20 protein-coding genes are annotated in these 21,301 nt (G+C 70.9%); 11 read left to right on the top strand and 9 right to left on the bottom strand.

The annotated features are described in order from the left end of the window. On the top strand, positions 1 to 1,056 hold the full coding sequence (locus H4F98_RS05535; protein ID WP_246372899.1) for an OmpA family protein: 1,056 nt from the start codon (positions 1 to 3) through the stop codon (positions 1,054 to 1,056). A gap of 96 nt (positions 1,057 to 1,152) precedes the next feature. On the opposite strand, the gene H4F98_RS05530 is transcribed toward H4F98_RS05535, so the two are convergent. Then, on the bottom strand, positions 1,153 to 1,950 hold the full coding sequence (locus tag H4F98_RS05530) for a TatD family hydrolase (RefSeq protein WP_182685661.1): 798 nt from the start codon (positions 1,948 to 1,950) through the stop codon (positions 1,153 to 1,155). Between the two features lie 92 nt (positions 1,951 to 2,042). On the opposite strand from H4F98_RS05530, the gene hrpB reads away from it, so the two are divergent. From hrpB to H4F98_RS05515, 3 genes are read left to right on the top strand one after another with little or no spacing between them, the layout of a single operon-like run. Next, positions 2,043 to 4,568 (top strand): ATP-dependent helicase HrpB, encoded by a 2,526-nt coding sequence (gene hrpB / locus H4F98_RS05525; protein ID WP_182685659.1) that lies wholly within the window; start codon positions 2,043 to 2,045, stop codon positions 4,566 to 4,568. A 40-nt stretch (positions 4,569 to 4,608) separates the two neighbouring features. After that, positions 4,609 to 5,619: a hypothetical protein gene (locus H4F98_RS05520; protein ID WP_182685657.1), complete on the top strand. Its 1,011-nt coding sequence runs from the start codon at positions 4,609 to 4,611 to the stop codon at positions 5,617 to 5,619. Next, positions 5,616 to 6,263: a cold shock domain-containing protein gene (locus H4F98_RS05515; protein ID WP_246372897.1), complete on the top strand. Its 648-nt coding sequence runs from the start codon at positions 5,616 to 5,618 to the stop codon at positions 6,261 to 6,263. The genes H4F98_RS05520 and H4F98_RS05515 overlap by 4 nt, the downstream gene beginning before the upstream one ends. Before the next feature lie 24 nt (positions 6,264 to 6,287). Here the strand turns inward: H4F98_RS05515 and H4F98_RS05510 are convergent, their stop codons facing one another. Next, positions 6,288 to 6,965, bottom strand: coding sequence for a Fe2+-dependent dioxygenase (locus H4F98_RS05510; RefSeq protein WP_182685655.1), 678 nt, complete (start codon positions 6,963 to 6,965; stop codon positions 6,288 to 6,290). Between the two features lie 122 nt (positions 6,966 to 7,087). On the opposite strand from H4F98_RS05510, the gene H4F98_RS05505 reads away from it, so the two are divergent. Then, on the top strand, positions 7,088 to 7,495 hold the full coding sequence (locus tag H4F98_RS05505; protein ID WP_182685654.1) for a hypothetical protein: 408 nt from the start codon (positions 7,088 to 7,090) through the stop codon (positions 7,493 to 7,495). An 82-nt stretch (positions 7,496 to 7,577) separates the two neighbouring features. On the opposite strand, the gene H4F98_RS05500 is transcribed toward H4F98_RS05505, so the two are convergent. Beyond that, a complete protein-coding gene (locus H4F98_RS05500; RefSeq protein ID WP_182685651.1) occupies positions 7,578 to 8,702 on the bottom strand; it encodes a hybrid sensor histidine kinase/response regulator in 1,125 nt (374 codons plus the stop codon). Between the two features lie 143 nt (positions 8,703 to 8,845). Further along, entirely contained in the window at positions 8,846 to 9,397 is a 552-nt protein-coding gene (locus H4F98_RS05495) for a pseudouridine synthase (RefSeq protein ID WP_182685708.1), read from the bottom strand. A 295-nt stretch (positions 9,398 to 9,692) separates the two neighbouring features. Here H4F98_RS05495 and H4F98_RS05490 point away from each other — a divergent pair, with 295 nt between their 5' ends. After that, positions 9,693 to 10,163 (top strand): PA2169 family four-helix-bundle protein, encoded by a 471-nt coding sequence (locus H4F98_RS05490; RefSeq protein ID WP_182685648.1) that lies wholly within the window; start codon positions 9,693 to 9,695, stop codon positions 10,161 to 10,163. A 102-nt stretch (positions 10,164 to 10,265) separates the two neighbouring features. On the opposite strand, the gene H4F98_RS05485 is transcribed toward H4F98_RS05490, so the two are convergent. The 3 genes from H4F98_RS05485 to H4F98_RS05475 form a co-directional block, all read right to left on the bottom strand. Beyond that, entirely contained in the window at positions 10,266 to 10,682 is a 417-nt protein-coding gene (locus H4F98_RS05485; protein WP_182685646.1) for a PPC domain-containing protein, read from the bottom strand. Between the two features lie 101 nt (positions 10,683 to 10,783). Beyond that, positions 10,784 to 11,680: a class I SAM-dependent methyltransferase gene (locus tag H4F98_RS05480; protein ID WP_182685644.1), complete on the bottom strand. Its 897-nt coding sequence runs from the start codon at positions 11,678 to 11,680 to the stop codon at positions 10,784 to 10,786. A gap of 79 nt (positions 11,681 to 11,759) precedes the next feature. Continuing rightward, entirely contained in the window at positions 11,760 to 12,665 is a 906-nt protein-coding gene (locus H4F98_RS05475) for a LysR substrate-binding domain-containing protein (protein WP_182685642.1), read from the bottom strand. Positions 12,666 to 12,802: 137 nt separating this feature from the next. Between H4F98_RS05475 and H4F98_RS05470 the strand changes: the two genes are divergently transcribed. After that, entirely contained in the window at positions 12,803 to 13,006 is a 204-nt protein-coding gene (locus H4F98_RS05470) for a hypothetical protein (RefSeq protein WP_182685640.1), read from the top strand. A 27-nt stretch (positions 13,007 to 13,033) separates the two neighbouring features. Here H4F98_RS05470 and H4F98_RS05465 read toward each other — a convergent pair whose 3' ends face one another. Beyond that, complete coding sequence (locus tag H4F98_RS05465) at positions 13,034 to 14,350, bottom strand: sensor histidine kinase (RefSeq protein WP_182685638.1); 1,317 nt, start codon at positions 14,348 to 14,350, stop codon at positions 13,034 to 13,036. Continuing rightward, entirely contained in the window at positions 14,340 to 15,041 is a 702-nt protein-coding gene (locus H4F98_RS05460; RefSeq protein ID WP_182685636.1) for a response regulator transcription factor, read from the bottom strand. Before H4F98_RS05460 ends, H4F98_RS05465 begins: the two co-directional genes overlap by 11 nt. Positions 15,042 to 15,268: 227 nt before the next feature. Here H4F98_RS05460 and H4F98_RS05455 point away from each other — a divergent pair, with 227 nt between their 5' ends. The 4 genes from H4F98_RS05455 (at position 15,269) to H4F98_RS05440 (ending at position 21,298) form a co-directional block, all read left to right on the top strand. Then, positions 15,269 to 16,072, top strand: coding sequence for a phosphatase PAP2 family protein (locus H4F98_RS05455; RefSeq protein ID WP_182685634.1), 804 nt, complete (start codon positions 15,269 to 15,271; stop codon positions 16,070 to 16,072). Then, on the top strand, positions 16,069 to 17,754 hold the full coding sequence (locus H4F98_RS05450) for a phosphoethanolamine transferase (protein WP_182685632.1): 1,686 nt from the start codon (positions 16,069 to 16,071) through the stop codon (positions 17,752 to 17,754). The genes H4F98_RS05455 and H4F98_RS05450 overlap by 4 nt, the downstream gene beginning before the upstream one ends. A gap of 131 nt (positions 17,755 to 17,885) precedes the next feature. Next, positions 17,886 to 18,947, top strand: coding sequence for a DUF4344 domain-containing metallopeptidase (locus H4F98_RS05445; RefSeq protein WP_182685630.1), 1,062 nt, complete (start codon positions 17,886 to 17,888; stop codon positions 18,945 to 18,947). Positions 18,948 to 19,168: 221 nt separating this feature from the next. Continuing rightward, the gene (locus tag H4F98_RS05440; protein ID WP_182685628.1) at positions 19,169 to 21,298 is read left to right on the top strand and encodes a TonB-dependent siderophore receptor; all 2,130 of its coding nucleotides are present in this window, start codon (positions 19,169 to 19,171) and stop codon (positions 21,296 to 21,298) included. Positions 21,299 to 21,301 lie beyond the last annotated feature (3 nt).

Genomic DNA, 21,301 nt, shown 5'->3' with positions numbered 1-21,301 from the left:
ATGAATCGATTCCCGACCCTGCCGCGCACCGTTCTCGCGATGGCCCTGGCGACCCTTGCGCTCACCGCCTGTGGCGGCGCCGACCGCCCCGACGACGCCGAGGCGTCCACCGGCCCGGACCGCATGGCGGCCGCGCGCGCCGACGACGCGGCACCCGCCGACACCGATGCCGATGGTGGCGCTGCCGCCGCCCAGGCCGGCTTCGACGTCGAATCGGTGCCGGTGTCGGACGCGCCGCTGGGCGAGTTCCCGTACTTCAACCTGCCGGCTGGCTATGGGAATCCCAATTCTCCCAAGCCGATCCTGGATCTCGATCGCGTGCCGTTCTGGACCGGCGACCGGCTCGAGTGGGTGGAGGGGCGCGCGTTCCAGTCGCTGATCCGTGCCGAGCGTGGGAAGAACTTCTCGCAGTTCGAGCTGAAGAAGAACATCGAGCACCTGATCACCAGCGTCGGTGGGGTCAAGGTCACCGACTCGCGGATCCCGCAGTCGGCGCTGGACACGCTCGACGACAGTTACGAAGTCGCCTACTCGGCCGGCCATGGCGACATCTACAACAATCCGGTGCAGACCTACCTGGTGCGCCGCGCCGATCGCAACATCTGGGTGCACGTGTGCAGCGACACCGCGAGCGCCGGTTGGATCATCGTCGAGTCCCAGCCTTTCCAGGCCACCGCCAGCCTGATCGAGGTCGACGCGATGAAGCAGGCGCTCGACGCCGACGGCCGGGTCGCGCTGCAGGTCAACTTCGCCACCGACAAGGCCGACATCCTGCCCGAGTCGCGGCCGCAGCTGGATCAGGTCATCGCCCTGTTGCAGGACGATCCTGCGCTTGCCCTGTCGATCGAAGGCCATACCGACGACACCGGCGGCGCCGATCACAACATGGCCCTGTCCGACGCCCGCGCGAATGCGGTCGTCCAGGCCCTGGTCGACGCGGGCATCAGCCGCGACCGCCTGCAGGCCGAGGGTTTCGGCCAGACCCGCCCCGTCGCCGACAATGGCAGCGAAGACGGGCGCGCGCAGAACCGGCGCGTCGAGCTGGTCAAGCGCTGACGCCATCCCGCGCAACCGCGGAAGGCCAGTCGGCCACGCGCGCTGCCACGAGGGGGGCACGGGGTTCCGGCGCGGGAGGGCGTCGCGCCTTGCCGCTCAGCCGGCCGCGGGCAGCCCGAAGAACGCGCGCGTGGTCGCGGTGGCGTTGGCGGCGGTGACGGCGACGTCCTCGCCGCGATCGCGTGCCAGTTCCTCGACGATGTGCGCCAGGTACATCGGCTCGTTGCGGCGGTGCGAGGGACTGGGCTTGACCGTCCGCGGCAACAGATAGGGCGCGTCGGTCTCGATCATCAGGCGATTGGCGGGAATCGACTTCACCAGCTCGCGCAGGTGCTGGCCGCGGCGCTCGTCGCACAGCCAGCCGGTGATGCCGATGTGCCAGTCGCGGTCGAGGTAGGCGAACAGCTCCTCGCGGGTACCGGTGAAACAGTGCACCACGGCGGGACCGAGCTTGCCTTCGAACTCGCGCATCATCGCGACGAAGTCGCCGTGCGCATCGCGCTGGTGCAGGAACAGCGGCTTGCCGGTGTCGACCGCATTGTGCAGTTGCATCCCGAACGCGCGCCGCTGCGCCGGCCGCGGCGAGAAGTCGCGGAAATAATCCAGGCCGCACTCGCCGACCGCGACGACTTCCTCGTGGGCCAGCAGCGCGCGCATCTCCGCATCGCACTCGGCGGTGTACTCGCTGGCGTGGTGCGGGTGAACGCCGGCGGTGGCGAACAGTTCGCCCGGATGGGCCCGGGCGAGCGCCAGGGCCTGCGGCGAATGCGCACGGCTGGCACCGGTGACGACCATCTGCACGACGCCGGCCTCGCGCCCGCGCTGCAGCACCGCGTCGCGATCGTGGTCGAAGGAGTCGTGGGTCAGGTTGGCGCCGATGTCGATCAGTTGCATGGACGGGAGGCAAGAAGGAGGGCAGGGCATTGTAGGAGTTCGGGGCCCGCGGCGGCGCCGGCCGCGCCCGGGGCTGCTCATACAATGTCGGCATGAGTCCCCCCGGCTTCCCGATCGATCCCCTGCTGCCGCGCATCCGCGAGAGCCTCGCCGCCCATCCCCGCCTCGTGCTGGAAGCGCCGCCCGGCGCCGGCAAGACCACCCGCGTGCCGCCCGCGCTGCTCGATGCGCCCTGGCTGAAAGGGCGGCGGATCGTGATGCTGGAACCACGCCGCGTCGCCGCGCGGGCGGCGGCGATGTTCATGGCCGCCGAGCGCGGCGACGCGGTGGGCGGGACGATCGGCTACCGCATCCGTTTCGAGAACAAGGTGTCGGCGGCGACGCGCATCGAGGTGGTGACCGAGGGCATCCTGACGCGCATGCTGCAGGACGACCCCGAACTCGCGGGCGTCGGCGCGCTCGTGTTCGACGAGTTCCACGAGCGCCACCTCGCCGCCGACCTCGGCCTGGCGCTCGCGCTCGACGTGCAGGCCGGCCTGCGCGAGGACCTGCGCATCGTGGTGATGTCGGCGACCCTGGACGGCGAGCGGCTCGCCCGGCACCTGGATGCGCCGCGGCTGGCGAGCGAGGGGCGCGGCCATGCGGTGACGATCGAGCACCCGCCGCCGCGTCGCGAGGAGGCGCTCGAGCACCACGTGAGGCGTACCGTCGAGCATGCGCTCGCCACGCATCCGGGCGACGTGCTGGTGTTCCTGCCTGGCCGCCGCGAGATCGCGCGCGCCGAATCGGCGCTCGCCGCCCTGCGCGACGTCGATGTACTCACCCTGCATGGCGACCTGCCGGTGGAGCAGCAGGCGCGCGTGCTGCAGCCATCCAGCGACGGCCGTCGCCGCGTCGTGCTCTCGACCAACGTCGCCGAATCCAGCGTGACCCTGCCCGGGGTGCGCGTAGTGGTCGACAGCGGACTCGCGCGCGAGCCCCGGTACGATCCCAACAGCGGGTTCGCGCGCCTGGCCTCGGTGCCCATCACCCAGGCCTCGGCCGACCAGCGTGCCGGCCGCGCGGGCCGTGTCGCCGAAGGCTGGGCCTATCGCCTGTGGCCGCAGTCGCAGCGGCTGGAGGCCCAGCGCCGCGCCGAGATCGGCCAGATCGAACTGGCCGGCCTGGCGCTCGAACTGGCGGCATGGGGGACGACCGACCTGCGTTTCGTCGATCCGCCGCCGCCGGGCGCACTGGCGGCGGCACGCGAGTTGCTGCAACGGCTGGGCGCGCTGGACGACGAGGCGATCACGCCGCTGGGACGGCGCATGCTGCAACTGGGCACGCACCCGCGCCTGGCGGCCATGCTGCTGGCCCCGGACGCTCCCGTCGAGCGCGCGCTGGCCTGCGACCTGGCCGCCCTGATCGAGGCCCGCGATCCGCTGCGCGGCGCCCGCGGCGCCCGCGGCGCCCCGCCCAGCGACGCCCTGGCCGATCGCTGGCAGGCCCTCGCCGCGTTCCGGCAAGGCCGTGTGCCCGCGGAGGCTTCGCGGGCCGCGCTCGCGGCGATCGACCAGGCCTCGCGACAGTGGCGTCGCCGCATCCGCGTCGACGCCGTGCCGCCGACACAGGCGCCGGCGCACGCACTGGGCGACCTGCTCCTGCATGCGTTCCCGGACCGGATAGCGCGCCAGCATCCGACCGACCCCCTGCGCTACGCCCTGGCCAACGGCCGCATCGCGCGCCTGTTCGACGACAGTGCGTCGTACGGTGAACCCTGGCTGGTCGCCAGCGAACTGCGTGACGACGCCCGCGAAGCACGCATCATGCGCGCGGCGCCGCTGGACGAGGCGCGCCTGCGACGCGACTTCCCCGGGCGCTTCGCCACCCGCGACCGCGTCGCCTGGGACCTCGAGAAGCGGGGCATCGTCGCGGTCCGCGAAACCCGGTTCGACCGCATCGTCATCGACAGCCGGCCGCTGGCCCGGCCCGACCCCGCGCGCTACGCCGATGCCCTGGTCGACGCGGTGCGCCAGCTGGGTCTGTCGGCGCTGCCGTGGCGCGAGCCGCTGCGGCAGTGGCGCGACCGCGTGCGTTGCCTGCGCGCCTGGTTGCCCGAACTCGCCGAGGGCCTGCCCGACCTGTCCGACGAGGCCCTGCTGGGCACCCTGGACGACTGGCTGCGCCCGGTGCTGGCCGGGCGGGCCCGGCTGGATGCGATCGACGAGGCGGCCTTCGCCGAGGCCGTCCGCGCGCGGGCGGACTGGCCCGCCCGGCAACGCATCGACGCGCTGGCGCCTACGCGCATCGTGGTGCCTTCGGGCCTGGAGCGTCCCATCGCCTACGGCTGGGACGACGCGATCGACGCCCCCATCGAGCCCGTCCTCGCGGTGAAGCTGCAGGAGCTGTTCGGTCTGGCCGATACCCCGCGCATCGGCGATGGCCGGGTGGCACTGACCCTGCACCTGCTCTCGCCCGGCGGCAAGCCGCTGCAGATCACCCGCGACCTGCGCGGCTTCTGGGACCGCACTTATCCCGAGGTCCGCAAGGAGATGAAGGGGCGGTATCCGAAGCATCCGTGGCCCGACGACCCCTGGACCGCAGCGGCCACCCACCGCGCGAAGCCGCGGGCGCGCTGAGGCGGGTGAGCCGGCCGGCGCGCTCGCCTACACTGACCGGATGAATGCCTCACCGATCGACGCGCCGGAATACCTGCCCTTCAGGCTCGACCTCGTGGGTCAACGCATGCTGTGGCTGCGCCTGGACGCAGCACAGCGGCAGGACGCGGCCTTCCTGGACGAGCGCGCGTTGCCGCCGCGCCCCGAAGGGGGCTGGCTGCCACTTTCGGCGTGGCTGCCGGAGGCGTCGGTGGTGCCGGCCAGGCCTGCCGACGCGATCGCGCACATCGGCCATTGCGGCTCGACCCTGCTCTCGCGCGTGCTCGATACCTGGCCGGATGTGCAAGCGCTGCGCGAACCGCTGCCGCTGCGCACCCTGGCCGATGCCTGGCCCACGCGCGGCCAGGCTGATGCCCGCGTCTCGGTCCCGGCGGCCGAACGCCTGCTGCGCGCGAGCTGGACGGCGTGGTCGCGGCCGCTGCCGCCGGCCCAGCGCAGCGTGGTGAAGCTCACCAGCAGCTGCAACGGGCTGGTCGAACCCGTGCTGCGCGCCTTTCCGGCCATGCGCATGGTGTTGCTCGACATGCCCCTGCGGCCCTGGCTGGCCACCCTGGCCAAGTCGCCCGAGTCGATGCTCGACGCGGCCCAGGCCGCACCCGAGCGGCTGCGCCTGTTGCAGGCCCGCGGCGTCGGCGAGGGCCTGGCCCTGCATGCGATGAGCCTGCCCGAGCAGTGCGCGATGGGGTGGCTGGCCGAACGGCTGCGCTTCCGCGCGCTCGCCGAGGCGTATTCCGAGCGCGTGCTGCGCGTCGATTTCGAAGCGCTGCTGGCGCGGCCCGGGGAGGTGCTCGCCGAGGTCGCCGCGCACCTGGGGCTGGACGCCCAGGGCCTGCCCGCCGCGCTCGCTTCCCGCCACTGGGGGCGCTATTCCAAGGCGCAGGACCATGGTTACACGCGCGAGGACCGTGCCCACGACCTCGCCCTCGCGCTGCAGCGGCATGGCGCCGACATCGCCAAGGGCGAGCGCTGGGTCGAGGGCATGCGCGATCGCCACGGTACCGCGGTCGATTGAAACCGCGCGCCGCCGCGCGGCTTTTTTGCCGGGGCCCGCGCAGCGGGGCAGAATCCCGGGACCGGCGTGGCGCCGATGCGCCGAAGGGAGGACGTCAGCCGATGCGTGAACATGGCCACCTGAGCGAGTGGAACGAGGACCGCGGTTTCGGCTTCATCGCGCCGGCCAATGGGCGCGCCAGGCTCTTCGTGCATGTGTCGGCCTTCCCCAGGCAGGGCGGTCCGCCGAGCATCGGCGAGATCCTCTCCTACGAAGTCGGGGAAGGCCGCGATGGCAGGGCGGCCGCGCAGCGGGTGCAGCGCCCCGGTGGCGCAAAGCGCGCGCACGGGTCGCGACCGTCGTCGTCCCCTCCGCGGCGGGCGGTCCCCTGGACCGGGGGGCTGGTCCTGGCCGCGGTGGCGGTCGTGGCCATGTTCGGACTGCGCGAAACGACTCGCGCCGGATCGACGGCCGGGAACGCGGCCACGCCCTTGCCGGCGACGCGGGCGGCACCTGTCGCGCCGCGCTTCAGCTGCGACGGCCGCACCGAATGTCCGCAGATGCGTTCATGCGACGAGGCGCGGTATTTCCTGCGCCACTGTCCCGGCGTCAGGATGGACGGCGACAGGGACGGTGTCCCCTGCGAACAACAATGGTGCCCGTGAGGCGGACGCCAGGCCCGCGCGGACTCAGGTGTCGGACCACATCCGGAACAGGTTGCTGCGCAGCGACTCCAGCAGCACCTGCAGGCGCTGCTTCTGCTCCGCGCTGGCGATCCCGCGTGCCGCCAGCGCGCGGGCCTCGTCGATCTGGATCATGAGCTCGCGCCGGCCGGCGTCGGCGATCCAGCTGTGCAGCCAGGTGATGGCGGCGATGCGCACGCCGCGGGTCACCGGCGTCACCCGGTGGATGGTGGTGGAGGGGTAGAGGATCGCGCAGCCCGGATCGAGCTTGTAGGCCAGCTCCTGGGCACCGAGCTGCATCGTCAGCGCGCCCCCCTCGTACTCGGAGGGATCGTTGAGGAAGATCGTGCACGAGAGGTCGCTGCGGATCGGCGGCTGCGACGGGAACAGCGCCTCGTCCACGTGCCATCCGTAGTCCATGCCGGGCTCGTAACGGACCACCGTAGTGCGCGCCATCGTCCGCGGCTGGGCGTAGCTGCGCAGGTCCGGGTTGCGGAACAGGGCTTCGCGCACGAGCTGGGCGATGCGGGCGTTCGCGGGGTCTTCCTGCGGCGCCTGCAGGTTGTGCTTGACCTCCGAGCCGGGGTTGGTGACCCGGCCGTCGTTGAACCCGACCTGCGGCAGCAGCTCCCGCACGGCCTGCAACTCGGCGGCGTTGAGGACGTTGGACAGCACACGGATCATGGACGGGCTCGACGGGAAGGGCCGCTCCATGATCGGCATTCAGCCGCGGGTGGGCAACCGCTCACGGGCATTGCACGGGCCGGCGGGCAGACTGGCGGCCTCTCCCCCTCCAGGAACGCACCATGAAGACGCCCCCGATCAGCGATGCCGTCGAACAGGCCCGCCACGCGGCAGGACGCGCCGCCGACAGCGCCCAGGCATGGGCCGGATCGGTGGGCAAGAGCCTGAGCCGCACCGACGCCGCCAAGTGGCTGGAAGCCGGCCTGAAGATCGGCGCACTGCGGACCGGCGCCCGCGTCGTCGGTGGCTTTGCCCGTCGAAACCCGGCGGTGGCGGTGGCCACGGTCGCCGGTGCCGGCCTGCTCTGGTACGCGGCCCGCCGCAAGATGCGCGAACGCCAGGCGCTGGCGCACGGCGACGGCGAGGCCATCGAGGGCCAGGCCCGCCGCGTCGAAGCGCGCAAGGCCAAGGGTGCGCGCGGCGGCACGCGCCGTCGTCGCAGCGCTTCGGTCACGCCGTCGTCGGAGTGAACCGTAAGAGCGAACGGCCGGAGTGAACGGCTCCGGAGTGTGGCGAGGCGCCTATTCGTGGAAGACGGTGCGTGGCGCCCGCTCAGGCGGCGTTGGTGTCCTCGGCCAACGCGTCCTGCGAGCGCGTGGCCGCCGGCAGCTCGATGATGAAGACCGAGCCGCCGTCGCGGCGCGGTTCGTACCACAGCTGGCCGCCGGCCTGGGAAATGATCTGCCGCGCGAGCGACAGGCCCAGACCGCTCGACAGGCCGTCGTCCTCGTCGGTCAGGCGGGTGAAGGGCTTGAACAGGTCGCGCTGCCGGGACGGTGAGATGCCCGGCCCGCGGTCGGCCACCACCAGCTGCCAGTAGCCCGGCGCCGCGGCATGCCCGCTCATGGTCAGCGGGGCATTGGGCGCGTACTTGATCGCATTGGTGACCAGGTTCTCGGCGACCTGCCGCAGCACGCGCTCGTCGATCGCCACGGCGGCGTCTTCGGCCGGCAGCACCAGTTCGGCCTGTATCCCGGTGGCTTCGAGCTGCACTTCATAGCGCTGGTGCAGCCAGCGCAGGGTGTCGGCCAGGCCCGCGCGCGCATCGACGTCGCGCTTGGTGGTCTGGTGCCGGCTTTCCAGGTAGTGGTGGATGTAGCCCAGCGCGTCGGCCGCGCTCTCGTGGATGATCTGCAGGTAGCGCGGCACCCGTTCGGGCTTGCAGTGCTCTTCCTGCATCAGTTCGCTGGCGAACATGACGCTGGTCAGCGGGTTCTTCAGGTCGTGGGCGACCAGGTTGACCAGCTCCTCGCGCTCGCGCGCCACGCGCTCCAGGCGGTCGGCGGCGAGCTTCAGGCCGATGTGCGCATTGACGCGCGCGATCAGCTCCTCGGGCAGGAACGGCTTGGTGACGTAATCGACCACGCCGGCGTCGAAGGCACGCAACAACAGGTCGCGGTCGTGCGCGGCGGTGACGAATATCACCGGGACGCGGGCGTCGGGCGCGCGCGCGCGCAGCGCCGCCAGGACCTCGAAACCGTCCATGCTCGGCATCATCACGTCGAGCAGGATCAGGTCGGGCTGGACCTCCTCGTACAGGGACAGGGCTTCGTCGCCGGTCGAGGAGGTGGTGACCGAGTACCCCTGGCGGTTGAGCAGGGCGCTGACGACGCGCAGGTTCGCGGCCTGATCGTCGACGACCAGGATGCGGCCTTGGTTGTTCGCGGGATTGATCATGCCGTGCCCCACGAGCCGCTGCCTTCCGCCCCCTTGGCGCCGCGACGACTCATCCGGAATATGGATCACCACGGTAGCAGATCGGACCCCGGAATCGATGCCCCCGGGGCCCGGCAGGCGGGTGGTGGTGACCGTTGGGCGGTTCAGCCAGCCGCGCCCGCCACGACCCGCCATTGGCCTGGCGCCAGCCCCTCCAGCCCGACCCCGCCCATCGCGACCCTGACCAGGCGCAGGGTGGGCAGGCCGACGGCCGCCGTCATGCGCCGGACCTGGCGGTTGCGGCCCTCGGTCAGGGTGATTTCCAGCCAGCCGTCCGGGACCGTCTTGCGATGGCGCACCGGCGGGTCGCGTGGCCACAACGCGGGGGGCGCGGGAAGCGCGCGCACGCCGGCCGGCCGGGTCGGGCCGTCCTTGAGTGTCACCCCCCGGCGCAGCGCCTCCAACTGCTCGTCGCGGGCCAGTCCCTCGACCTGGACCAGATAGGTCTTGGGCCGCTTGTGCCGCGGGTCGGTCAGGCGATGGGCGAGGCCGCCGTCGTCGGTCAGCAGGAGCAGGCCCTCGCTGTCGTGGTCCAGGCGCCCGGCCGGGTACACACCGGCCGGCAGGCCGAACCCGGCGAGGGTCGCCCGCGGCGGCTGGCTGCGGTCGGTGAACTGGCACAGGACCTGGAAAGGCTTGTTGAAGGCGATCAGCAAGGCGGGACCGTGGAACAGGGGAAGGGCGTGGAACATGCGCCGGCGGGCGCGCACGGCGCGTGGCGTTGGCGTTTATCTGAAATTTATTTATAAATCAACAATTTACACGTCGCCATCATGCCGTCTATGGAATAGTGGAAACCGTAGCCGAAAGGCTGCGGTTCCGGTTCACCGGCACCCTCCGCGCATTCGCGGACATGCCCCCGGCAACGTGCCGGGACCTTCGAACCGATCTTGCCGCCGATGCCCGGCATCGGCGCAGCACCATCCATACCAATTAGAGACAGGGAGTTCCATGAATACCACGACCCAGAACATCCGCAACGAGAAGATCGAGACCCTGAACGAGCTGATCGAGGTCAGCCGCGACAGCGCGCAGTTCTACAGCGACGCCGCCAGCAAGGTCGACAACCCGCAGCTCAAGCAGCTGTTCACCGGCATGGCCGAGTCCAAGAACGGCCTGGTCGGCGCCCTGGCCCGCGACGTCCGCGCCGAGGGCGCGTCCCCGGCCAAGAGCGGGACCTTCCGTGGCAGCCTGCACGAGTTCTATGGCGACATCCGCGCCAAGCTCGGCGACAAGGACTACGCCTACGTGAGCGAGCTGGAGGAGTCCGAGGATCGCATGCTCGATGCCATGCGCGAGGTCATCGAGGACAACGGCACCCCGGCGCAGGTCAAGACGGCCGTGTCGGGCTACCTGCCCAAGGTGAAGGCGCAGCATGACCTCATGCGCGACCGCAAGTGGGCCATGAAGTCGGCCCACTGAGCCGCCCACGGGTGCCTGGGCGGGCCAGACCCGCAGGGGTCCCCCGCGCACGAAAACGCCGACCCTCCCGGGTCGGCGTTTTTGTTTGGCCGTGGCGTGCGTTCAGTCGTCGCTGATCGGCATCGCCTTGAGGGTGAACGCGCCCAGGGCATCCTCGCCGCTGCCCAGCGAGTTCACGCGCACCGTGTAGGTGCCGCTTGCGCTCACGCTGGTGACGATGAGCGCATTGGTGTCGTCGTCGCCGCGGTCGTCGTTCTGCGAGACCACCTCGCCGTCGGGGCCGAACAGGATCAGGACCGGGTCGACGTCGTCGGACTTGGCGCTGATGGCGACCAACTGGTCGGCCTTCAGGGCCAGGCGGTAGTCCTGGCTGCGGCCACCGCCATCGCTGGGGCGCGCGCTGCGGTCGAAACGGCCCTCGATCGAGCGGCCCATGGCCAGCTCGGTATCGGCGGCGTGGGCGCTGCCGAAGGCAAGCACGGAAAGGATCAGGCTGGTGGAAACGAGGGCTGCGCGCACGCGGACTCCTTTGTGGACGTGGACGTGGTTGAAAAAGGCGCGATCGGCAAGCCGGTCGCGCCCCATTATGCGCAGCTCCCCGTTCAGGTGGGATATCCGGATCAGGCCTCCGGCTTGCGGAAGCGCAGCGTCATGCGGTCGCTTTCGCCGATCGCCTCGTATTTGGCGGCGTCGGCCTCGTCGTGGCGGTTCCCGGGCGGAAGCATCCAGACACCATTGGGATGGTCGGCGGTGTCGTTGGGATTGGCGTTGGCTTCGCTCTTCTCGACCAGCTCGAAGCCGGCCTTCTCCGCCAGCTCGATCACCAGGGCTTCGGTCATGTAGCCCGACTTCTTCATCGTCTCCAGGTCGGTGTCCGGCTTCGCCCGGTGCTCGACCACGCCCAGCGTGCCACCGGGCTTGAGCACGTCGAAAAAGGCCTGGAAATAGGCCTCGCCGGTATCGCTGTTGACCCAGTTGTGGACGTTGCGGAAGGTCAGCACGGCGTCGGCGGAACCGGCGGGACCGAACTGCGGCGACTTCGGGTCGAACGCGCGCCATTCGGCCTGGTCGTAGGCGGCCGGCGCGGCGGCGACCTTCTCGCGCAACTTCGCATTGGTCTTGTCGTAGTAGTCGGAGGCGCCGTCGGCCCAGATCGCGCCGACGTAGTGGCCGCCGTCGCGCAGGTAGGGCGCCAGGATCTCGGTGTACCAGCCACCGCCCGGGGTGATCTCGACCACGGTCTGGCCCGGCTCGATGCCGAAGAACGCCAGCGTTTCGGCCGGATGCCGCGCACTGTCGCGGGCGACGTTGGCCGGGTCGCGCCAGTCGCCGGCGATCGCCGCGGCGAGGGCATCGGCCGCTGCGGTCGTCCCGGTGTCGGTGGCCTCCGTGGCCGCTGCGGTCTCGGTATCGGTGGCCGCGGGAGCGGCGGTGTCGGCATCGGGCTGCGCATTGCAGGCGGCGAGGATCGGCAGCAGCAGCGCGCTGGCGAGCGCGGTGGCGAGGACACGTTGCATCGGCGGGTCTCCAGTGGACGGGGGCGCCCAGCCTACCCCAGCGGGCCGGCGACCGCGCGCATGCCGTCGTCGACCGCGCTCAGGCGCTCGCGTCCAGGCGCTGCCCGTACTCCAGCGCCTGTACGTGCAGCCATTCGCGGAACGCGAGCAGCCCGGCGTGGTCGGCCGAGCGCTGCGGATAGACCAGGTAATGGGCATAGTGGGTACGCATGCGCTCGTTGCTCAGGCGTACCAGCTGGCCGGACTCGATCAGCAGGCGGGCGCGGGTCAGGCGGCCCAGGCCGACGCCCACGCCGCTGGCCGCGGCCCGCAGCAGGCTCTCGGTGTCGTCGAAATTGGCGGCGTAGCGCTTGGGCGCGCTGCCGCCGAACTCGGCGAACCAGGTCAGCCACTGCTCGTGGCCGTCGTCGGGCTCGCCCAGCAGCGGCCAGTTGCCCAGCTCGGCCAGGCGCGGCGTGCCAAGCCGCGCCACCAGTTCCGGGCTGGCGACGGGCGCGACCCATTCGTCGAACAGGTGCTCGCTGACCAGGCCGGGCCAGTGCCCCCTGCCGATGCGCATCGCCGCGTCGACGTTGCGGTCGCGCTCGAAGTCCACCACCGACACCGTCGACTGCAGGTTGATCTGCACCTTCGGGTGTGCGGCGAGGAAATCGCCCAGGCGCGGCACCAGCCAGGCCGAGGCCACCGAGGGCGTGACGCTGATCGTCAGCACTTCGTCGTGGCGCGGGCCATAGGGCCGCAGCGCCTGTTCCAGCGCTTCCAGGTGCGGCGCCACCCGCGACATCAGGTGCTGGCCGTCCGCCGTCAGGCGCACGCCGCGCGAGCTGCGCTCGAACAGGCGTCGGTCCAGGCGTTCCTCCAGGCTGCGGATCTGGTGGCTCAAGGCGCTGACCGTCAGGTGCATCGACTCCGCGGCCCGGGTCAGGTTGCCGGCGCGGGCCGCAGCGGCGAAACCCAGCAGGGCATGCATCGGGGGGCGGGCCATTGGGATCTCCAGACTTGAATGCAATTCAAGATGAGCTTGCGTAAAAGTCGCTTTTTACTGAAACACGGCAGGACTATCTTGCACTCCACCCCACGAGGCTGTCCACGGAGGATGGCCGCACACAGAGGAGTCCCGCCATGAATATCTACAAAGGTCTGCTGTTCCTGCACGGGCACGTGTTCGATCCGGCGATCCTCGCCGACGTGGCGCCGGCGCCCCCTGCCGAGGTCCCGGCCGTGCCGGCACGCGCCGTCGAGAGCGGTCGCCGGGCCCGTGCCGAGCGCACGCCGCGCGCTGCAGCGGGGGCGTCGATGGCCCCGCCGCGCGACTGCTGCGCCTGAGCCGCCCGTGGCCCCGGTGTTGCGCGATCAGCGTGGCGCCGGGGCATCTCCAGGGCGGAAGTCCAGTACCGTGGTGGTCCCCTGGCCATGGTCGGAGGCGATATCCAGGCGCCAGTCCAGGTGCTCGCACAGGCGCGCGATCAGGGTCAGCCCGATACCGCCGCCGTCGTGGCCACCGCCCTCGCGGGCCAGGCGCGCGTAGATCGCGCTGATCTCCTCCGGCGACATGCCATGGCCCGGGTCCTCGATGACGACGCGCGCCGGTTGCTCGAGTCGTACGCGGATGCGCCCGCGATCGCTGTTCTCGATCGCGTTGCGCAGCAGGTTGCCGACCGCGGCCTGCACGATCGGCAACGGCGCCACCAGGGTGACCGGCGCCAGCGCGTCGACATCGATCGCCAGGTCCTTGCCTTCGGCCAGGTGGCGGTGCTGGTCGACGATCTCCGGCAGCAGCGCATCCAGCCCGATGGGCCCGGAGGCGTCCGCCAGGCGCGCGGGGTCCTTGGCGAGCACCAGCAGCAGCGACACCAGTTGCTCGACCTCGCGCGCGGTCCGCTGGATCCGCTCGAGCTGGCCGCGCGCGGCGTCGGGCAGGCCGGGTTCGCGCGCTGCGAGGGTGGCGGCGCCGGCGATCACCGCGATCGGCGTGCGCAGTTCGTGGCTCGCCTGGTTGATGAAGCCGCGCTCGCGGTCGACGAAACGGTCGCTGCGATCGATGAACTGGTTGAATGCATCGGCGATCACCGCCACCTCGCGGCTGGCGTGCGGCGGCACGGGCACGCGGCGATCGGTGCGGTCGGGCTGGATGGCGGCGATGCGCCCGGCGATGGCGTCGAGCGGTCGCATCAGGCGCGCCACGATCCAGCCGATCGCGAGCGTGGCCAGCAACAGGGTGGTGAGCGCGGCGGCGATGATCACCGCCGCCAGCTCGCGCTCGCGCGCCTCCAGGGGCTCGGCGTCCAGCGCCAGCATCACCGGGCGGTCATCGATGTCCCGCACCAGCAGGACGGTGTCGCGCCCCCCGACCAGGATGTCGTCGTGCAGTCCCGGGCCGTAGCCGGTGAGCGCGGGCGGGACCGGCGCACCGCCGGGCCCGCCGTAGAGCGCGATGTTGTCGGAATCGACCCAGCGGTAGCCGGGCTCCTCGCGATGGCGTTCGAGCAGGTGGTCCAGTTCGCCGTCCAGGAGGGTCTTCCAGACGATCCGCTCGACGTATTCGTTGACCACCAGGCCCTGGAAGATCACCGCCACCGACAACAGCGCCATCGCGGCGACCACCGCCAGGAGGATCCGGTTGCGCAGACTGGAGCGGCGCGGGCCGCCCGGCGTCGCTTCAGTCGGCATCGGCGCTCTCCGCGGACGGACCCGGCGGCGCGATCCGATAGCCGACCCGCGGCAGCGTCTGGATCAGCTTCGCCGCGAACGGGCCGTCGACGCTGCGACGCAGCTCGTAGACGTGCGAGCGCAGCATGTCGCCATCGGGCGGCTCGTCGCCCCACAGCGCGTGCTCGAGCCGCTCGCGCGACACCGCCGCCGGGCTGGCCTGCATCAGCACCGACAGCAACTTGCGCCCGGCCGGATAGAGGTGCAGCACGCGACCCTCGCGCGTCGCTTCCAGGGTGTCCAGGTCCAGGCGAAGGTCCGCGACCTCGAGCACGCGGCGGCGCCTGCGGCCCTGCGCGCGCTGGACCAGGGTCTCCAGCCGGATCTCCAGTTCGGCCAGGTCGAAGGGCTTGGTGAGGTAGTCGTCGACGCCGGCGCGGAAGCCGCTGATCTTGTCGGGCAGCTCGTCGCGCGCGGTGAGCATCAGCACCGGCACCTCGCGCCCGGCCTCGCGCAACGCCGCCACGACGGCGGGGCCTTCCATCCGCGGCAGCATCCAGTCGAGGACGATCGCGTCGAAGGCCTGGGTCACGGCCAGGTGCAGGCCGGTGACTCCGTCGGGGGCGGCATCGAGCTGGTGGCCGCGGGCCTCGAAGTACTCGAAGAGGTTGGCCATCAGGTTCCGGTTGTCTTCCACCACCAGCAGGCGCATCGGCGTGTCCCGTGTTCGCGCGGCGGCCGGCATCGTTTCCGGCTCGAAGGGCATTGTGGGCCGAACGCCGCGTCGCCGCGACCCGGGCCCAAGCCTCGACCCCATGCTGTCGGAAAAGCGTCGGAAACCTGAGCGGATAACAAACGCTGAATCCCGTTCCGACCTTTGTCCGACACGCCGCCGCCGACCATGCACGCGCCCTCCGCATCCCGTCATCCGATCGGCGCATGTCCCACGAATCCCGTATTCCCCAGATCCTGCCGGAGGGCGCGCGCGCCGCCCGCCCGGCGGGCACGCGAGCACCCGGTGCGCGGACGGCGCCCGCGTGGACGCCCGGCGCCGACTTCTTGCGCCTGCACGCCCTGTGGCCGCTGCTGGCCTTCGTGGTGCTGGCCACGCTGGCGATGGCCGGGCAGGGCGACGCCTGGATCGCCGATCGCCTGTATGCCTGGGAAGGCGGACGATGGGCCCTGCGCGAGGCCTGGACGACGCAGCAGCTGATCCACCTGGGCGGCCGCGACCTCAGCGCGCTGGCCTGGTTGCTGGCATTCGCCGCCTGGATGGTGGCCTGCCTCAGGCCGGGTGCCGCGCGGCTGCGCCGACCGCTGGCCTACCTGCTGGTGGCCACGCTCGCGTCGACGGCGACGGTCGCCCTGCTCAAGGGCGTGACCGCCATGGACTGCCCCTGGGACCTGGCGCGCTACGGCGGCCATCTTCCCGCCGTGGGCCTGTTCGAGCTGCGGCCGTCCGGCATGCCGGCCGCCGCCTGCTTCCCCGCCGGCCATGCCAGCGGCGGCTACGCATGGGTCGCGAGCTACTTCTTCCTCGGCGTCGTCCAGCCGCGCATGCGCTACTGGGGCCTCGCCTTCGGCCTGGGCCTGGGCCTGGTCTTCGGGGTCGGCCAGCAACTGCGCGGCGCGCACTTCGCCTCGCACGACCTGTGGACCGCGGCCATCTGCTGGTTCGTCGCGCTCGGCGCCTACCGGCTGTTCTGGCCGTCGCGGACAGCAGCCCAGGGGGCGACGCGATGAACGCCATTGTCTCCCGTGTCGCCAGCCTGACCCGCCTGCCGGCGATGCCGTGGCGGCGATGGCGCCTGCCGGCGCTGGGCAGCGAACAGCTGGCCCTGGTCGCCAGCGTGTACTTCGCCGCGGCGTGCAACACCACGTTCTTCGGCGCGGTGATCCAAAGCGGTGGCCTCCACGGAGCCCACGGCTGGTGGACCGGCGTGGCCCTGTTCGTCGCGATCGTCGCGTTGCATTTCCTGCTGCTGTGCGTGCTGTTCACGCGCTGGACCGCGAAGCCGGTGCTGGTGGCCCTGCTGCTGACCAGCGCCCTGGCGGTGCACTTCATGCGCGACTACACGGTGTACTTCGACACCGACATGATCCGCAACATCCTCCACACCGATCCCGATGAGTCGGGCGAGCTGGTCAATGCCGGCCTGTTGCCGTCCTTCCTGCTGCTCGGCGTGCTGCCGTCGATGCTGGCGATGCGGGTGCGCCTGCGCCGGCGATCCTGGCGGCGGGCAGCGTGGATCCGCGTCCTCAGCATGGCGCTGGCCCTGGGGGTGGCGTCGCTGGCGCTCCTGTCGTCGTTCCAGTCGGTGTCCTCGCTGATGCGCAACCATCGCGAGTTGCGCCACCTGGTCACGCCGGGCAATTACCTGGTGTCGGCACTGCGCGTGGCCACCGAGCGCCCGTCGCGGCCGAAGGGCCCGCGTGAACCGGTTGGCCTGCAGGCCAAGGTCGTCGGCCGGCCGGCCGGCACCCGTCCGCGCGTGCTGGTGCTGGTGGTCGGCGAGACCCTTCGCGCGCAGAACTGGGGGCTCAACGGCTACGCCCGCGACACCACGCCCGCGCTGCGCCGCATCGACCCGGTGAACTTCCCGGACGTCACCGCCTGCGGCTCGAACACCGAGGTTTCCCTGCCCTGCATGTTCTCCGACATCGGCCGCGCGAACTACGACAAGCGCCGGATCGAGGCGCGCCAGTCGCTGCTCGACGTGCTCGACCACGCCGGCGTCGACACGCGCTGGATCGACAACCAGAGCGGCTGCAAGCATGTCTGCGACGGCGTCGCCCACGTGTCGGTCTCGCATGCGCGGGACCCGGTCCTGTGCACCGGCGATCGCTGCCTGGATGGCATCCTGGTCGATGCGCTCTCCGGCGCGCTCGGCGACACCACGGAGGACCGCGTGATCGTCCTGCACATGCTGGGCAACCATGGGCCGGCCTACTTCAACCGCTACCCGCGCGACGCCCGGGCCTATTCGCCGGAGTGTCGCAGCGAGGAGCTGGCGCACTGCAGCCGGGAGGAGATCGTCAACGCCTACGACAATGCCGTGCGCTACACCGACAGCGTGCTCGCCCGCCTGGTCGCCACCCTGCAGGCCGACGCCGACGTCGACAGCGCCCTGGTCTATGTCTCCGACCATGGCGAGTCGCTGGGCGAGGACGGTGTCTACCTGCATGGCCTGCCGTACTCGATCGCGCCGCGCACCCAGGTCCGCGTGCCCATGGTCATGTGGTTCTCGCCGGGCATGCAGGCCAGCCGGGGCCTGGACCTGCAGTGCCTGCGCGAGGTCGCCGGGCGCCCCGCCAGCCACGACAACCTCTTCAGCTCGGTGCTGGGGCTGATGCAGGTCCAGACGCCGGAATATCGCCCCGACCTGGACCTGTTCCGGCCCTGCCTGCCCGCCACGGGCGCCTGAGTCCGTCCGGCGGCGACGCCCTGCGCGAACGCGCGGTACCGCCGCGCCCCCGGAATGGTTAGGATTCCCGTGGAGTCGTCCCCACGGCCCGCTGCGCGGGCGCGGACGACACGACTGCCTTGGGGAAGCACATGTCGCAAAGAGTCCTGATCATCCTGTTGTCGCTGACGCTCGGCCTGGTCAGCGGCGCTTTCGGCTGGTCGCTGATCGTCGGCAAGCGCCACGCGCAGGCCGTGGAAGCCGCGCGCGAGGAAGCCCGCGAGGCCGGCGTCGAGGAAGGGCGCGCCGCCGCCGAGAAGGCCCTCAACGAGGAACTCGCCGCGCTCAAGCCGGTGGTCTTCAACGAGGCCCCTGAAGCGGAGAACAAGCCAGGCGGCGTGGAGTTCGAATACGAGTACGTGGACGCCAAGAGCGAGGCGCTCAAGCCCTTCCAGCAGATGGCGGTCGACAGCGACATGCTGCACCACCAGCCCGAGATCCAGGCCATCGACGGCATGTTCATGCTGCCGCGCCCGATCAAGTACATCACCGCCGAGTGCGGCGAGGTCAACGCCTTCTACTCGGCCGAGCGCGGCGAAGTGGTCATGTGCTACGAGACCATGCAGGTGCTGCAGCAGCGTGGCGAGGAACTGGCCGCCGGCAACGAACTGGACGAAGGGTTCCCGCGCCGCTATCTCGACGCCAACGTGCGCTTCATCCTGCTGCACGAGACCGGGCACGCGCTGATCTCGATGCTGGAGATCCCGATCACGGGGCGCGAAGAAGACGCCGTCGACCAGCTCGCGACCACGCTGATGCTGCGCTTCGCCGGCATCAACGAGTCCACCAGCGTGGTCGCCGAGAACCTGCGCATGGCCTCGAACTGGTTCCTGGTGCGCAGCACCGGCAAGTACAACCTGGACGTCTACGCCGACCAGCACGCACTGGGCGAGCAGCGCTACTTCAACCTGCAGTGCATGCTCTACGGCAGCGACCCGGCGCGCTACCTCGACATCGTCACCAGCGGCGACCTGCCCGAGGCGCGGGCCAAGGGCTGCCCTGAGGAGTCGCGACGGGTCAGCCGCGCCTGGCTGCGGCTGCTGCTGCCCTATGTCGCGCCCAAGTACCAGATGAGCGAAGAGAAGGCCGAGCGCCTGTTCGAGGAGCGCGCCCGCGAGCGCGAGCGCAACGCCGATATGCCCTACATTCGCTGAAGCGACGCCACGGCGTCGCGGAGGTCGAGAAGGCCGGGGCCGCCCCGGCCTTTTTCGTGGGCGCGCGCGGTGGCCGCCCGATGCATTGCCGAAGCGGCTGGGGAATTGTTAAACTAAGAATCATTCTCAGTTGCAGTCGGACTGTCTTTCCGCGAAAGCAGGCGCCGCCGCACGTGACCCATGGACAGGGTCGGCCCCTTCCGTCCTTCCAGAGGTTCCCGATGTCCTTCGGCCGTCCTTCCGCCTGTCCCGCCCGCCCGGCCACCGTCCTGCGCATCGGTGCGCTCGCCGGTTCGTTGCTGTTCGCGTTGCCGTGTTTCGCCCAGGCCGCGCAGGAGGCCGACGCCACCGATCTGGACACGGTCGAAGTCCGCGCGCCGATCGCGCGCAACAGCGACACCGCCACCAAGACCGACACCCCCATCCGCGAGATCCCGCAGTCGATCTCGGTGGTCACCAGCGAGCAGATGCGCGAGCGCGCCATACACGGCGTCGAGGAGGCGGTGTGGTTCGTCGCCGGTGCCCAGGGCGGTGGTTACGGCAACGACTCGCGCAGCGACTGGCTGCTGGTGCGCGGCTTCACCCCGGCCCGCTACCTCGACGGCCTGGCCCTGGCCGACGGCTCGGGCACCGGCATCACCCGGATCGAGCCGTACGCGCTCGAGCGGGTGGAGGTGCTCAAGGGCCCCTCGTCGGTGTCCTACGGCGCGATGCCGCCCGGCGGCATGGTCAACTACGTCAGCAAGCGCCCCACCGAGGACGTGCTGCGCGAGATCGAGGCCCAGGTCGGCAGCTTCGGCCTGCGCCAGGCCGCCGCCGACTTCGGCGGACCGCTGAGCGGGGACGGCACCTGGCGCTACCGCCTGACTGCGCTGGCGCGCAACAGCGACGACCCGGTCGACTACATCTTCGACGACCGCTACTACTTCGCGCCCGCCGTGACCTGGCAGCCCGATGCCGCCAACGCGCTGACCGTGCTGGCGTCGTACCAGAAGGCCGAGACCATGTCCGGCGCGGGCTTCCTGCCCGCGGAGGGCACGTTGCTGCCGAACCCGAACGGCAAGATCCCGCTCAATCGCTTCACCGGCGAGCCGGGCGAAAACGACTACGACAAGACGCGCAGCGCGCTGGGCTACGAGTTCCGCCACGATTTCGACGAGGACACCCGTTTCCAGCAGAGCGTGCGCTACGCCAGCACCGAGGTCGAGACCGGCGCGTCGGTCGGCCCGTTCGGCTTCACCGGCGACCAGCGCACCCTGCTGCGCTACCTGTTCCCGACCGAGGAGCGCTCGGACAACCTCGCGCTGGACAACAACCTGCAGTTCGCCTTCGACACCGGCCGCGCACGCCATGTCGTGCTGGCGGGCATCGACTGGCGCCGGGGCGAGAACGACTACGCGTCGGCCTTCAGTTTCGCCGCGCCGCCGCTGGATGTGTTCGACCCGGTCTACGGCGGACCGGTGACGCGGCCGGACTACACCAGCCGCACCGTGCAGACGCAGGAACAGCTGGGCGCCTACGTGCAGGACCAGGTGCGCCTGGACCGCTGGGTGTTCACCCTGGGCGGCCGGCAGGACTGGGTCGGCACGGACACCGAGGACCGCATCAACGGCGGGCGCGCGCACCAGAGCGACGAGAAGTTCAGCGGCCGCGTCGGCGTGAACTACCTGTTCGACAGCGGCTGGGCGCCGTACGCCGGCTACTCGCAGTCGTTCCAGCCGACCGTCGGCACCGACTTCGACGGCAATGCCTTCGTCCCGACCACCGGCGAGCAGGTCGAGGTGGGCATCAAGTTCCAGCCGGCGAACGGGCGCCTGCTGGCCACGCTGTCGGCCTATGAGCTGCGCCAGCAGAACACGCTTGTCGTCGACCCCAACCACACCCTGTTCCAGATCCAGCAGGGCGAGGTCACGGTGCGCGGCGCCGAGCTGGAAGGGCGCTGGAACGCAGGCAACGGCCTGAGTCTGTTCGGTGCCTACGCCTACATCGACTCGGAGGTCACCGAGACCACCGACCCGCTGTCGCTGGGCACCGAGATCCCGTTGCAGCCCCGTCACGCGGCGTCGCTGGGCGCGGACTACACCATTGCCTACGGCGTCCTGGCCGGGCTCGGCTTCGGTGGTGGCGTGCGCTACACCGGCGAGCACTTCGGCGATGCCTACAACCAGTGGCAAACGCCCTCGTACACCCTGTTCGATGCCGCGGTGCACTACGACGTCGGTCGCTGGCGCCTGCAGCTCAATGCCAGCAACCTGACCGACAAGGAATACATCAGCGTCTGCAACAGCGCCGCGTGGTGCTACTACGGCTACCCGCGGATGGTGACTGCCACGGCACGCTTCCGTTGGTGAGGC

Source organism: Marilutibacter spongiae, from assembly GCF_014145325.1.
GTDB classification, from domain to species: Bacteria; Pseudomonadota; Gammaproteobacteria; order Xanthomonadales; family Xanthomonadaceae; genus Marilutibacter; species Marilutibacter spongiae.
This window is presented reverse-complemented; position numbering and strand designations above follow the sequence as displayed.

Bases quoted from the DNA above. Each gene is read 5' to 3' on its own strand.
- H4F98_RS05535 (WP_246372899.1), top strand. From the start codon at position 1: ATGAATCGATTCCCGACCCTGCCGCGCACCGTTCTCGCGATGGCCCTG.
- H4F98_RS05450 (WP_182685632.1), top strand. From the start codon at position 16,069: ATGAACGCCATTGTCTCCCGTGTCGCCAGCCTGACCCGCCTGCCGGCG.
- H4F98_RS05480 (WP_182685644.1), bottom strand. From the start codon at position 11,680: ATGCAACGTGTCCTCGCCACCGCGCTCGCCAGCGCGCTGCTGCTGCCG.
- H4F98_RS05530 (WP_182685661.1), bottom strand. From the start codon at position 1,950: ATGCAACTGATCGACATCGGCGCCAACCTGACCCACGACTCCTTCGAC.
- H4F98_RS05500 (WP_182685651.1), bottom strand. From the start codon at position 8,702: ATGATCAATCCCGCGAACAACCAAGGCCGCATCCTGGTCGTCGACGAT.
- H4F98_RS05490 (WP_182685648.1), top strand. From the start codon at position 9,693: ATGAATACCACGACCCAGAACATCCGCAACGAGAAGATCGAGACCCTG.
- H4F98_RS05520 (WP_182685657.1), top strand. From the start codon at position 4,609: ATGAATGCCTCACCGATCGACGCGCCGGAATACCTGCCCTTCAGGCTC.
- H4F98_RS05470 (WP_182685640.1), top strand. From the start codon at position 12,803: ATGAATATCTACAAAGGTCTGCTGTTCCTGCACGGGCACGTGTTCGAT.
- H4F98_RS05510 (WP_182685655.1), bottom strand. From the start codon at position 6,965: ATGATCCGTGTGCTGTCCAACGTCCTCAACGCCGCCGAGTTGCAGGCC.
- hrpB (WP_182685659.1), top strand. From the start codon at position 2,043: ATGAGTCCCCCCGGCTTCCCGATCGATCCCCTGCTGCCGCGCATCCGC.
- H4F98_RS05455 (WP_182685634.1), top strand. From the start codon at position 15,269: ATGTCCCACGAATCCCGTATTCCCCAGATCCTGCCGGAGGGCGCGCGC.
- H4F98_RS05445 (WP_182685630.1), top strand. From the start codon at position 17,886: ATGTCGCAAAGAGTCCTGATCATCCTGTTGTCGCTGACGCTCGGCCTG.
- H4F98_RS05460 (WP_182685636.1), bottom strand. From the start codon at position 15,041: ATGCGCCTGCTGGTGGTGGAAGACAACCGGAACCTGATGGCCAACCTC.
- H4F98_RS05505 (WP_182685654.1), top strand. From the start codon at position 7,088: ATGAAGACGCCCCCGATCAGCGATGCCGTCGAACAGGCCCGCCACGCG.
- H4F98_RS05475 (WP_182685642.1), bottom strand. From the start codon at position 12,665: ATGGCCCGCCCCCCGATGCATGCCCTGCTGGGTTTCGCCGCTGCGGCC.
- H4F98_RS05440 (WP_182685628.1), top strand. From the start codon at position 19,169: ATGTCCTTCGGCCGTCCTTCCGCCTGTCCCGCCCGCCCGGCCACCGTC.
- H4F98_RS05465 (WP_182685638.1), bottom strand. From the start codon at position 14,350: ATGCCGACTGAAGCGACGCCGGGCGGCCCGCGCCGCTCCAGTCTGCGC.